The sequence below is a fragment of the Legionella rowbothamii genome (genome assembly GCF_900639985.1).
In the GTDB taxonomy this organism is placed as follows: domain Bacteria; phylum Pseudomonadota; class Gammaproteobacteria; order Legionellales; family Legionellaceae; genus Legionella; species Legionella rowbothamii.
The window spans coordinates 227,538-240,623 of sequence record NZ_CAAAIM010000005.1 but is presented as its reverse complement, the minus strand read 5'-3'; the positions used below and the strand labels follow the sequence as shown (position 1 = coordinate 240,623).

Here is a 13,086-nt window from a genome sequence, read left to right as displayed (position 1 = left end):
GAGGTACTATTCATGGGATTTAAATGTGGAATCGTAGGCTTGCCTAACGTTGGTAAATCAACTCTTTTTAACGCCCTGACTAAGGCAGGCATTGAAGCAGCGAATTACCCCTTTTGTACCATTGAACCGAATGTTGGTATTGTGACTGTTCCCGATCCCCGACTTGAAGCCTTAAGCGAGATTGTTAAGCCACAGCAAATACTTCCGACAACCATGCAATTCGTTGACATTGCGGGCATTGTTAAAGGCGCCTCCAAAGGCGAAGGCTTAGGCAATCAGTTTTTAGCTAATATTCGTGAAACAGATGCAATTGCTCATGTGGTACGTTGCTTTGAAAATACGGATGTGATTCACGTCGAAGGTCGCGTTGATCCGCTAAGTGATATTGAAGTGATTAACACCGAATTAGCTTTAGCCGATATGGAAGCTGTTGAAAAAGCCATGCTTAAGGCAGGCAAGAACAGCCGTAGCGGTAATAAAGAAGCCATTGCGGAAATGAAAGCCTTGGAGAAAATTAAAGTTCATTTAGACGAAGGTCATCCCGTACGCACTCTGGAATTAACTGCTGAGGAAGAATTAATTGCTCGTCGCTTATTCTTACTTACCGCAAAACCTGTTCTTTATATTGCCAATGTGAATGATGATGGCTATGAAAATAATCCGCTATTGGATAAAGTTCAAGAACTAGCGGCTCGCGAAAAGGCTAGTATTGTTGCCTTATGTGCTGCTACAGAAGCCGAATTGGTTGAGCTGGATGATGAAGATCGTAAAGAATTTATGGTGAGTTTGGGGTTAAGCGAACCCGGTCTGCATAAGGTAATTCGCGCAGGTTACGACCTTTTAGGATTACAAACTTATTTTACGGCGGGCGTTAAAGAAGTAAGAGCGTGGACTATTCATAAAGGTGCTACAGCTCCGCAAGCAGCCGGTGTAATTCATACCGATTTTGAAAAAGGATTTATTCGCGCTGAAGTCATTGCTTACAATGATTTTATTAGCTATCGCGGCGAGCAAGGCGCAAAAGAAGCAGGCAAATTACGCCTGGAAGGTAAAGGATATGTTGTCTGTGATGGTGATGTAATGCACTTCTTGTTTAATGTGTAAAAATCATTCCTAGGTTATCCCGAACAGAGTGAGTCACTGTAGCCTTGATGCAGTGCAACGTAATCCAGAGATCTGCGTTTGAATCAAGCCTAGATCCTGGATTACGGTTTCACCTCCATCCAGGCTATGTTTCTCTTAAGTTATCATCATTACCTGAACGGATACCTTGACAATTACCCAGTACAACTTTAGCATTTGCTGATTGAATGGTTGAGGAAAAACAATGACGATTGAGAGTATACGCGAAACAGTAATTGATGATTTTAACGCGGTCAATGCTTTAATTGTTAATAAAATTGAATCTCAGATAGGTTTAATTGATGATATGTCCCACCATGTTATTGAAAGTGGTGGTAAGCGGCTGCGCCCCCTATTGGTGCTGTTAGCCAGCAATGCTTGTGGTTATCAAGGCCAGAATCACATTGCTTTAGCGGCTATGGTTGAGTTCTTTCATACAGCTACCTTATTGCATGATGATGTTGTCGATGAATCTACCCTAAGAAGAGGGCGTGAAACCGCAAATAATATTTGGGGAAGTAAAGCAAGCATCTTAGTTGGTGATTATTTGTTTACACAATCAATTCAATTGATGGTGGACTCAGGCAATCCAGCCATTCTGAAACTTTTTGCCAACACCGCCTTAGAAATTAGCTGTGGCGAAGTAAAACAATTATCAAACCGCCATAACCCTGCTCTGACTTTTGATGAGTATTTCGATGTTATTCGGGCAAAAACCGCCTTGTTATTTGCAGCCTCATCCTGTATTGGCCCAATGCTAAGTAATGCATCAAAAGAGGTCCAGGATAGTATTTATGCATATGGTTTACACTTGGGCAATGCCTTCCAACTTATTGATGATGCTTTGGACTATTGTTCGGATGCCAAGACCATTGGTAAAAACATTGGTGATGATCTGGCGGATGGAAAAGCCACTTTACCATTAATTCATGCCCTACAGCATGGGTCAGAGTTGCAAAAACAACAAATTATCGACAGTTTAAAAAAGGGCAGCCTAGAATTTTTACCAGAAATTCTTGTTGCGCTGGAAGAAACTAAAGCCATCGAATATACCAAAAAGATTGCAACCCAAGAAATTGACAAGGCCCTATCTCATTTAATGGTTTTACCAGAGTCCAAATATAAAGATGCCCTGGCTAAGCTAGCAAATTTTGCCCTACAAAGAAGTTATTAAAAACCATAGCCTGGTTGCTCGCAATCAGGTTTTCCTTGCTGCGGAAGTCTCGCCAAATAACACGCTGCACTAAAAAATTTACCCCATAAACCAGATTATGCACCTACACTAACCTCAGATAGTAGGTGAAACTCCGCATTAAAATCTTTATGTGTTGCATGTAATGCATTCTCTGAATTGGTTCCCGAAAAAAAGAAGATGCGACCAGTGTTTTTATAATGAATAGCATGCGCTGCACCCAAAGTTAAACTGGCAAAAAAATTGGTAACTATCATTAAAATAAGCCTCATCGCCTGAGATTGAGGACATCGATCATGCCGCAGTACCTCCTGCGTATAACTGTCTTTTGCTTTCTCTAATGAGCGAATTAATGCCTGCGCACCGCTTATGGAATGCTCAACTTGATAATAATTCTTTAACGCCTGATAACATTCGGATTGGTATATAATAGAGGATGTACTCGCCTTCTGATATTTTTCTGGGGTAGTTTTCAAATTCATTAAAATCCGTTGATTTGCATCATGGATTTTTAAGACCCCAGAACAAAATTTCTCATTGCATATAAGTTTTAAATAATCGGCAATGTTCAATTGAGCTTCCAAAAGAGCAAACACTGTCATTAATTGCTTTTGCGTTAAAGCATGCTGATTAATGAAGTGATGTAAACAAGTCTCCGTACTCACTTTTTCAAGTAAATCGATGTGCTGATAAGTATCTAAGTACTCCATCAAAGAACTAATTTTTATCCTCGCTTGATACAAAATTTTTATCGCATTCAAAAAATGTGTAGGATTTGCAGGTTTATATTGAGTAGCAAGAGGTTCCTCAAAACTTGCCAGATAAGCGACAACCCGTACATAATATTGACGGCCAGAAAAACTAGAACAACGCTCTAACAGGTAATGCATTGTCAAAAATAATTCTAATAAGTTGACACCGCTCAGATCAATTAAGCCAGCACTAATTTTGTTAAGCACTGCAAGTGTCATGATTTGATATTCAAAGTTTAAGCGTTCACTCCCTCGAGCATGTATTAATATAATTTCTGCTAACTGCTCAGGCGTGTATTGCTGCGCAATATAAATTTGGGAGGCTAAGAGCAGGCAATCAATACGATCGGAGGCATCAGCACTAATACGATGATATTTTCCTACCCCTATTTTAGTAAAACTAAAATGGCCAAAACTATCTCTTGGCTCAATAATATTTCGCGTAATATTATTAAACGCGGAATGCTGAGATGTAGTGAAATATAATTGATCCAAATTGGTTAACATATCTTTATGAGTGACAACCTCCTTATTACTTAATAGGGATTCAATTAATAGGTTTCTTAACAGCGCCCCATTACTAAAATGCTGTTGTTTAATCTCTTCTAATGAGCTTCCACAAATACTACTAATAAACGCCCCTATGCGCATGTCCACATGCCGATTAAAGTCATCTTGAGAATTTTGCTGCATTGTATGGATGAGTTCTTCTGCATAACTCCCTTTAGCACAAAGACCTAAAACACGCCCATATTGCGCTTGATCACTATGAATTAAACCAAATTTTTGATGGCTCTCATGCAAAATTATTGAAAGCTGCCCCGTTCCTATTAAAGGCTGTACATCAGGTGCCAATTGTAAATTAGAGTACAATGCTGTAGTCGCATCAACAATAAGAGTTAATGGTTTCTCCCGCTTTTTTCCAATCAATTTGCGCCTGACAAGATGATTAATATCTACCCCAGGAGTTAAACCATTTTTATTAACAATTGGGCCAGCAGAAAGAATATAAATATCCGCATCCGACTCCGTGAGATTCTTTTTGGTAATGTGAGCAAATTCATAATAGCTAGGGATGCATACTTTAATCTTCGGTTCAGCACCACTATGCGTCCTCATCTGCCAAGCTAATTGCATGGCTAAGGTATAAGCATTTGTTCCTGACAATGCGGGAAAAGCAACAAAATGTGAATTAACAATTTGCTCTTCGCTAAGAGCTAAGGAACCAAGAAATGTTCTTTTTGACTCAAAAACAAATTCATTAAAACTATTTACCAAGAATTGTTCATCAGTTTGCTTTAATAAAGCCAAACTAATCTCATGGATAATCACATAAATACAAAATGCATAGCGAGGATAGTGATACTCATAAAATGTATGTGTTAGCTCAAGCAATAAGCTAATGCGCTTGATGGCTTCAGGTAACATTTCGGGTAAAGCTTGAACTAATTTAGCCAGATTGATAGCCAATAATCGCGTAGGATGACGACTACTAGTCGCAATCATCGCTATTTTTTTGCATATAGGACTTTGCAGCAACTCTTCTGTGGTTACCGGTAAATCATCAAAACCCGGAATTTCTGGGCTTATGAGCTCTGGATAAAGCTCCGTTTTAATATTTTGAGCAATCTCCCAAGGAGAAGCAACCACCCCACAGGCGCGAACAATCTCCTTTATTTTAAGGATTTGTCCAAAATTACATCGTGGAATCACTAGCAAACCGATGCTGTGGTTCTCATCCTTAATTAATTCAATGGGCGCTTTAAGTGGGGGAAAATGGTTCTTTATGATTTCTTCGATTGGGGTATTATTCAATAAACTTACTGGCATGTATTCATTAACACTCTCAAGTTCTGGATCAATTTCAAACTGCAGTAGTAATTGCTTTAGGAAGACAGCCGGCAAATCATCGTCACGATGATAGTAAGCACGAATATAAATATAAGGATTTGTAGTTTTATATTTAGAGTTTGACGGTAATTCAGCAGCATGACGTCCAAACATAATTCTGGATAGCAAGCGCTGATCATCATCCGCAGGCATCATGGATAAATAAGTATTATAAGGATCTTGGATAAATTTATAATTGATTTGTCTTTTTGTCCACACATGCTGAATGCATTTAGCGGCATGCTCTTCCTGTAGCACCTCGGGGTCTTGTAATGATGCATCATCTTGTTCGGCATTCGTTAACTCAGGGAAGAGCTCTGTGTTAATGCCTGATAAACTAATCTGCTGCTTTAAATAAATGAATAAAACTTGTAATGAACTAGTTGAGTCAAAAAAATCATTCATATTGCATCTTAGGCTCGCACATTGATGTTATTGTGCGTTAATTTTGAATCAAATTACTTTAACAAGGATGCAGAAAAGAAGGAATATTATTTAATAATTAAAAATACGAGGGCCTAATTCGTCCTCATAGCCAAATTCATGTAAGTCTTTTAGGCGATAAGTAAATAAGATCCCATCAAGATGGTCACACTCATGCTGAATGATGCGCGCATGAAACCCTTCAGCAATACCTGTAATTAAATTGCCTTCAGCATCATATCCACTGTATTCAATTTTCTTATAACGTGACACTAAGCCCCGCAAACATGGAAGACTCAAACACCCCTCCCAACCATCAACCATTTCATCACAAATAACTTTATAAGATGGATTAATCAAGATGGTAAAAGGAACAGGTTTTGCATTTGGATAACGTTTACTCTTCTCAAATCCCAGCATAATAATTCTTTTGTTACAACCAACTTGTGGCGCTGTAATCCCCACACCACCTTTTTCTTCCATTGTATCTCGCATATTTTGCAGCAACGTTGCAATTTCTGGATGAGTATGGACTGAATCAAAATCAATAAGAGGTGTAGAAGGAACTCCTAAGTGTTTGCTACCCATTTTTACAATCGCTTGTGTGGACATAACAGGTTCCTGGATTGGTTGATGGATTAACCGTTCTAAGTCTTACATAAAAAGAAAATCTTCTTTTAATTATAGAATTGAATTGGAGGAAGAAAAGAAAACTTTGTTAATAATAGAGCAATAATTCAGATTTTTTATTGTTTGATGTAGTCTGCGCTTATGATGTCATCCTGAACTCATCAGGATGACATACTCAGCTAAGCTCTCTTAATTATTAACACGAATAAGCTCCATACCACCCAAATAAGGCCGTAAAGCCATAGGGATATGAATGGTACCCTCTTTGTCCTGATAATTTTCCATAAGGGCAACTAAAGTTCTGCCTACAGCAAGACCAGAACCATTTAAAGTATGGACTGGTTCTATATCACGCTCTTCATTACGTCTATATCGAGCTTTCATGCGCCGGGCCTGGAATGCTTCCATATTTGAGCAAGAAGAGATTTCACGGTAGGTATTCTGGCTTGGTAACCATACTTCGATGTCATAGGTTTTCGCAGCACTTGGCCCCATATCACCGGAACACAAAGTAACTACCCGATAAGGTAATTCCAAACGTTGTAAAATTGTTTCCGCGTGATTGACAAGCTTTTCCAACGCATTATAAGAGTCTTCCGGTTTTGTCACCCAAACCAATTCTACTTTTTCGAATTGATGCTGGCGAATCATTCCTTTAGTATCCTTACCGTACGAACCCGCTTCACTACGAAAACAGGGAGTATGACATGCATATTGCATCGGTAACATATCTTCGGTAAGTAAGGTGTCACGAACCGTATTAGTCACGGGGATTTCTGCTGTTGGGATTAAGTAATACCCTTGTTCGCCGGTTAACTTAAACAAATCCTCTTCAAATTTTGGCAATTGCCCTGTACCCAAAAGACTATCTGCATTGACAATATAAGGAACATAAATTTCCTGATAGCCATGATGCTGCGTATGCACATCCAACATAAATTGGATTAATGCACGATGTAATCTGGCTAATTGATTGCGCATCACTACAAAACGACTGCCAGTTAATTTAGCAGCCATGGCAAAATCCATTTGCCCTAATGCCTCACCAAGCTCATCATGCGACTTCACGGAGAAATCAAAGCTAGGAACCGTTCCCCAGCGTCTCACTTCCACGTTGTCCTTCTCATCTGCACCAACAGGTACTGACTCATGGGGGATATTAGGTAAACGCAAAGCAATGGCTTCGATTTGTTGTAATAATTCCTCGAGCTCTTGTTTTTTTCGCTCTAGCTCTGCACCAATGCGGTTAACCTCTTCGCGCATTGGTTCAATATCTTCACCACGAGCTTTGGCAATACCAATCGCTTTGGAGCGAGTGTTTCGTTCATTTTGTAAAGCTTGTGTTGCTACTTGAAGTTCTTTACGCTTTTCATCCAAAGACGTAAAGGAAGTGATATCAAATTGGAAACCACGCTTTAACAACTGCGAAGCAACGAATTGAGGGTCATCTCGTAATAATTGAATGTCTAACATAGGCGTTCACTCTAACTTATGAAGTTTGTTTGTATCAAAATCCGGTTCGATATATCCGTCCGCCCCTCACGAAAGCGGACAGTCTTAGCTTAGCGTACAATACCCCGCGTTGATCGATTTAATAAATCAATCATCGGAATCACTTCGGGGCATTCATTCTGCATCAACTCCAATTCAGCAATCGATTGCTGTACTGTTAGTCCTTTGCGGAAAATCACTTTATAGGCACGGCGTAGTGAATTAATTGTTTCAGAAGAAAATCCGCGCCGGCGTAGGCCTACCGTATTAATGCCATATACAGAAGAGGTATAACCAGCAACCATAATGTAAGGAGGCACATCTTTAGAAACATAAGTAGCTCGGGCAATAAAGGCATAAGCACCTACATGACAGAACTGATGTACAGCAGCATAACCGCCAATAATGGCATAGTCATCAACCGTTACATGCCCTGATAATGCGCCATAACTAATAAGAATAATGTTATTGCCTAGCATGCAATCATGGCCAACATGGGTATAAGCCATTAAGAAATTATCATTACCAATACGAGTCACCCCACCGCCTTTGACGGTACCGCGGTTGATCATACAATATTCACGAATGATGTTATTATCACCTATTTCCAGACGTGTAGATTCACCCTTATAAGTGACATCTTGTGGCTCATCACCTAAAGAGGCGAATTGGAAAATTTTATTATTTTTACCAATGGTCGTTGGACCTTTAAGCACGGCATAAGGACCTATCCAGGTATTCTCACCGATTTCAACATCTGCACCAATTACTGCGCCAGGGCCTACTGTCACACCTTTCGCTAGTTTAGCAGATGGGTGAATTATTGCTCTTTCATCTATCACTTTTGAATTTCCTTTGCTGCACTTAATAAATCCGCAGAACAGGCCAGTTTATCGCCTACATAAGCTTCGCCATGCATACGCCAAAACGCTTTTTTCCTTCCTAAGAATTTTACTTCCAAGCGTAATTGATCTCCCGGAGTCACTATATGTTTAAATTTTGCATTATCAATACCTGCAAAAAAATGTAATACATTATCCGCATGAGTATGGGATACTGCGGCTAAAATTCCACTTGCTTGCGCTAATGCTTCGAGCATTAATACGCCAGGCATTACCGGATTTTCAGGGAAATGACCCGTAAAAAAATTCTCATTAATCGTAACATTTTTTATCGCAGTCAAATAATCAAAAACTTTGTAATCTAATACCCTATCAACCAACATCATTGGGTAACGGTGAGGCAACAAATTAAAAATTTGTTTGATATCCAATATAGATTCGCTCATTCTTATGTTCCTGTTTTAGTATCAGGTTTGGGCATGACTGAACGGGAGGTTCAATTACGCCTTTTAGGCTTCTTAAAAAGAGGAGCCATTATCCTGCTTTAATCTGCCCAAAGCAATTATTAATATTAAAGTTGGTTTATATTTCTACTATTTTGACAAAAATGGCGGAGAATTATGTGCTCAATTTCTTTTCAACAGCACCCAATCTATTTATGTAATCATCCAAGCGTCGAAATCGCGCTGCGTTACGACGCCAGCGCTTATGTTCATGAACTAAAGTTCCTGAGGAGTAAATACCCGACTTAGCAATGGATTTGCTTACAGTAGACATACCGGTAATCACCACATCCGCGGCCAAATGCACATAAGCGGCAATACTACTAGCCCCCCCAATAATGCAATCAGCCCCTATTTGGGCATAAGCCCCTATTCCAGCACATCCAGCCACCACAGTATTTGTACCAATTACCACATCATGGGCAATCTGTACTAAATTATCAACACAAACTCCCTCGGCTAAATAGGTGTCACCTAAGGTGCCGCGATCAATTACCGTATTCGCACCCAGATGAACTTTATCCGCAAGGATAACGCCCCCTACAACAGGATCTTGCACCCAATAACCATGTTGTTTTACATAGTTAAAGGGCGCAGCCCCTACCACAGTTCCAGAATGAATAACCACATGGGCACCAATTTGAGTTCCAGCATGTATTACAGTATTATTGGCAATATGGCTATTTTTACCAATATGCACACCCGCCTCAATCACGGAATGAGCACCGAGAACAACACCCTCAGAAAGCTGTACACCTGCACCAACAACACTGTAGGCACCTATGGTAACGTCTTGTCCCAATTTGGCGGAAGGATGTATTTGTGCGCTTGCCGCAATTCCTGCTGTTCGCGACTCTTGTTGAGATAAATACTGCGTGGCTTTGATCATCGCCTGTAATGGGTTAGTAACAATTATTACATTTCCGGAATATGCATGATGATGCTCTGCCTTAAGTAATACAGCACCTGCTGCCGTATTACTTAAAGCCTGAGCAAATATAGGATTGTCATAATAAGCCAAATCATGAGCTCTTGCTCTGGTTAATGAGGCCAAAGAAAAAATGGCGTGATTGGCATCACCATGCCACACGCCATCTAAACACTCAGCTAATTCTGCTAAAGTTAGCACCTTATTCGCGCCAAATTAGTTAATTGCTTTAACAACTTTATCAGTTACGTCAAGAGTATCAGCACTGAAAGGTGCAGCATCTTTTTGTACGATTAGGTCATATTTGCCGTCTTTAGCAACTTTAGAAATTGCTGCACGAACTTTAGCATATAAGCCTTCCATTGCTTCGTTGTTTGCAGTGCTTAATTCTTGCTGGTATTGTTGACCATCACGCTCGAATTGTTGTTGTGCTGTAATAATTTTCTTTTCCAGATCTTTCTTCTGAGTCGCGCTCATTATTGCGCTATCGCGCTTAAACTTTTCCATATCTGCTTTCAAGCTAGCTTCCATAGCAACTAACTTGTCACGACGTGGCTTGAATTCTTTTTCCAACTTTTGTTGGACATCTTTCATTTGACTGGAAGTCTGCATGATTTTTTGTAAATCAACAACACCAATCTTTGCTGCGTCAGCGAATGCACTAGCACAGAATACGCTCAAAACAAAGGCTAAAACGCCACCAAACCGCTTCATAAGCTCTCTCCTAAATTAAAGACCAAGATGCTAGCACAATTCGAAATGGGTTGCGATATGTACAAAGATGAGATTGAAAATATTTTTAGTGGCGGTATTGCGGTGTAGGTTGGGCCATGGGCCCAACCTACACTTGATAAATATTAGAATCCAGAAGACAACGCAAACTGGAACAACTGTTGCTGGTCGAAACGTTGTGGATTTAATGCTTTCGCCACGCTAAATGCTAATGGACCAAACGGAGAACGCCATTCGACAGATACACCCGCTGAATAACGTATCGGGCCGGCATCATAGCCAGTAAATATAGGTGCTGTATTGTATGCGAATACGTTACCCGCATCGGCAAAGACGGTGGTTCTGACGTTATCACGGCTCAAAGGATAAGGTAAAATAAGACCAGCGCTTGCGCTCGCCAAGAAGTTACCCCCCATAGAGTTATGAATATTATCCAATGGACCTAAAGAGAAGCTGTCATAACCACGAACCTGTCCGGGTTGTGCAGTACCCCCCGCATAATAGTTTTCGAAGAATGGTAAGCCTCTGTTATTAAACATATTTCCATATCCTGCGAATCCTTGCAAGGAGAAAATCCATCCACGAATAATTGGTTGATAAAGGCGTGCTTGATAAGAACCTTTATAATAAGACAAAGAATTTGAACTCGCCGGTAGTGCCACTACAGCTGTAAGCTGTTGGTTCATACCGCGTGTTGGGTATGGGAACTGATCATAGCTGTTTCTAGCCCAACCAGAAGATAAACGAATCTCTTGGAAATGGCGGCCATATGCTGTTACGAAATTCTGGATAGGAATAACATAACCTACGCTTTTAATGTCCACATCCTGATACCCATAACCTAGTTGGAAACTACTTGCTTCACCAAGTGGAAAGTTATAGTTCACATCACCACCAAAGCGATTAGAACTGTAGGTACTGACGTTTAAGTTCCTCGGGTCGACTCGCGCAAAATAAAGATTTACGCCTCGTCCAATCCCTGTATCAGTGAAAAATGGATTGTAGTAACTAACATTGTAATCTTGTCCCCATTTACTGGAAGTGAATGCCGCCCCCATCGAACGTCCCGTACCCATAAAGTTATGCTGATTAATTGACGCATTAACTTGGTAACCGTTCGTACCATAACCAATCGAAGCACTTGCTTCGGCAGATGGAGCTTCTTCTACCTGCACGTCCATGTCGACTTGGTTATTCGCGCCGGGAACTGGCGTGGTTTTCACGTCCACATTTTTCAAATAGCCTAATAAGCGCAATTGCCGTTCAGATTCTTTGATATTATGTAAAGAGAGCAATCCGCCTTCATCTTGGCGAATTACGCTACGTAAGACGTAATCACTGGTCTTCGTATTGCCATGAAACTTAATGCGACGAACATAAACGTGGCGTCCTGGCTCAACTACAAAGGTGATAAATACCGTTTTATCTTTTTCATCGAGTTGCGGTTCTGCATTAATCGCCGGGAAACCATAGCCCACATCTCCCAATGCTAAACCAATTGCTGAAATCGATTCTGTTACTTTCTTACGTGAGAAAACCGTCCCCTTACGAACTTGAATCAAAGAATCGATTTTTTCTTTAGGCACTACAGTCTTTCCAACAACCTTATAGCCAGAGAAACGATATTGGGGCCCTTCATCAACATGAATATTGATGAATACATCTTTTCTATCTGGAGATAATAACACTTGAGAAGAAACAATATTGAATTTCAAATACCCGCGATCTAAATAATAAGAGCGTAATGCCTCTAATGAAGCATCCATATTTGCTTTTGAGTATTGGTCTTTTTTTGTAAAATAAGTAAATAAATTCGATGAAGATAATGACAGCTCAGGTAATAATTCACTATCTTTAAAATCATGATTTCCTATAATTTTGATTTTCTTAATTCGCGATACGCGCCCTTCGGAAACCGTAATATTAATCCCAACACGATTATCGGTCAGCGGCGTTACACGGGTTTCAATACGAGAATTATATTTTCCTCTGGAAGTATAGGCTTTCTTTAATTCTTTTTCTAAACGCTCCAAAGTCGAGGATTGAAACACACGACCCTTCACTAACCCCATTTCCTTAAGGAACTCTTTCATTTTTTCAGGTGGGATTTCTTTATTTCCAGTAATATTAATAGCCCCGATTGTGGCGCGTTCAACCACATTAACAACGAGAGTATTACCTTGACGTTCTAGAGAAACAGATTGAAAAAAACCAGTGTCGTAAAGAGCCCGAATAATTTCCCCGGTGGAACTGGAGTTAACTTCTTCGCCTACTTGTACAGGAATATAGTTTAATACGGTTCCAGTAGAAACCCGTTGTAAACCGGTTACCTTAATACTGCGAACAACAAAACCTTCATCTGCCATTGTTTGTGTAGACCAAGCCAAAAGCGTTGAACAACAAACCCCTACTAAAAACTTACTACTGATCTTTTTCATTATTATTTTACGTCCGGTTTTACCTCGCTCGCCTCTAAATGCTCTTTTAGCAAATACCAAGCAATTTATGCCGATACGAAGTACACATGTGATTCTGGATATAAAAAATATCCAGATACATTAAATTTTGAAGCACTTTTTAT

General features: G+C 40.0%; 10 protein-coding genes. 2 read left to right on the top strand and 8 right to left on the bottom strand.

The window, feature by feature from the left end:
• The first annotated feature begins 12 nt into the window (after positions 1 to 12).
• Together ychF and E1P08_RS10605 are read left to right on the top strand one after the other, a co-directional pair.
• Entirely contained in the window at positions 13 to 1,104 is a 1,092-nt protein-coding gene (gene ychF, locus E1P08_RS10610; protein ID WP_133136989.1) for a redox-regulated ATPase YchF, read from the top strand.
• Positions 1,105 to 1,327: 223 nt separating this feature from the next.
• Positions 1,328 to 2,296, top strand: a complete 969-nt coding sequence (locus E1P08_RS10605; RefSeq protein WP_133136988.1) for a polyprenyl synthetase family protein — start codon at positions 1,328 to 1,330, stop codon at positions 2,294 to 2,296.
• 95 nt (positions 2,297 to 2,391) lie between these two features.
• Here E1P08_RS10605 and E1P08_RS10600 read toward each other — a convergent pair whose 3' ends face one another.
• From E1P08_RS10600 to bamA, 8 genes are all read right to left on the bottom strand, one after another.
• Positions 2,392 to 5,361, bottom strand: a complete 2,970-nt coding sequence (locus E1P08_RS10600) for a hypothetical protein (RefSeq protein WP_133136987.1) — start codon at positions 5,359 to 5,361, stop codon at positions 2,392 to 2,394.
• Between the two features lie 90 nt (positions 5,362 to 5,451).
• Positions 5,452 to 5,991 carry a peptide deformylase gene (gene def / locus E1P08_RS10595; RefSeq protein WP_133136986.1) on the bottom strand — a complete coding sequence of 180 codons (540 nt, stop codon included), beginning with the start codon at positions 5,989 to 5,991 and terminating at the stop codon, positions 5,452 to 5,454.
• 207 nt (positions 5,992 to 6,198) lie between these two features.
• A complete protein-coding gene (serS, locus tag E1P08_RS10590) occupies positions 6,199 to 7,482 on the bottom strand; it encodes a serine--tRNA ligase (protein WP_133136985.1) in 1,284 nt (427 codons plus the stop codon).
• A gap of 89 nt (positions 7,483 to 7,571) precedes the next feature.
• Complete coding sequence (lpxA, locus tag E1P08_RS10585; protein WP_133136984.1) at positions 7,572 to 8,342, bottom strand: acyl-ACP--UDP-N-acetylglucosamine O-acyltransferase; 771 nt, start codon at positions 8,340 to 8,342, stop codon at positions 7,572 to 7,574.
• Entirely contained in the window at positions 8,339 to 8,788 is a 450-nt protein-coding gene (gene fabZ, locus E1P08_RS10580; RefSeq protein WP_133136983.1) for a 3-hydroxyacyl-ACP dehydratase FabZ, read from the bottom strand. The genes lpxA and fabZ overlap by 4 nt, the downstream gene beginning before the upstream one ends.
• A 172-nt stretch (positions 8,789 to 8,960) precedes the next feature.
• On the bottom strand, positions 8,961 to 9,974 hold the full coding sequence (gene lpxD / locus E1P08_RS10575; RefSeq protein WP_133136982.1) for a UDP-3-O-(3-hydroxymyristoyl)glucosamine N-acyltransferase: 1,014 nt from the start codon (positions 9,972 to 9,974) through the stop codon (positions 8,961 to 8,963).
• 15 nt (positions 9,975 to 9,989) lie between these two features.
• Positions 9,990 to 10,487, bottom strand: a complete 498-nt coding sequence (locus tag E1P08_RS10570) for an OmpH/Skp family outer membrane protein (protein WP_133136981.1) — start codon at positions 10,485 to 10,487, stop codon at positions 9,990 to 9,992.
• 143 nt (positions 10,488 to 10,630) lie between these two features.
• Positions 10,631 to 12,943, bottom strand: coding sequence for an outer membrane protein assembly factor BamA (bamA, locus tag E1P08_RS10565; protein WP_133136980.1), 2,313 nt, complete (start codon positions 12,941 to 12,943; stop codon positions 10,631 to 10,633).
• Positions 12,944 to 13,086 lie beyond the last annotated feature (143 nt).

Bases quoted from the DNA above. Each gene is read 5' to 3' on its own strand.
- ychF (WP_133136989.1), top strand. From the start codon at position 13: ATGGGATTTAAATGTGGAATCGTAGGCTTGCCTAACGTTGGTAAATCA.
- E1P08_RS10605 (WP_133136988.1), top strand. From the start codon at position 1,328: ATGACGATTGAGAGTATACGCGAAACAGTAATTGATGATTTTAACGCG.
- E1P08_RS10600 (WP_133136987.1), bottom strand. From the start codon at position 5,361: ATGAATGATTTTTTTGACTCAACTAGTTCATTACAAGTTTTATTCATT.
- def (WP_133136986.1), bottom strand. From the start codon at position 5,991: ATGTCCACACAAGCGATTGTAAAAATGGGTAGCAAACACTTAGGAGTT.
- serS (WP_133136985.1), bottom strand. From the start codon at position 7,482: ATGTTAGACATTCAATTATTACGAGATGACCCTCAATTCGTTGCTTCG.
- fabZ (WP_133136983.1), bottom strand. From the start codon at position 8,788: ATGAGCGAATCTATATTGGATATCAAACAAATTTTTAATTTGTTGCCT.
- E1P08_RS10570 (WP_133136981.1), bottom strand. From the start codon at position 10,487: ATGAAGCGGTTTGGTGGCGTTTTAGCCTTTGTTTTGAGCGTATTCTGT.
- bamA (WP_133136980.1), bottom strand. From the start codon at position 12,943: ATGAAAAAGATCAGTAGTAAGTTTTTAGTAGGGGTTTGTTGTTCAACG.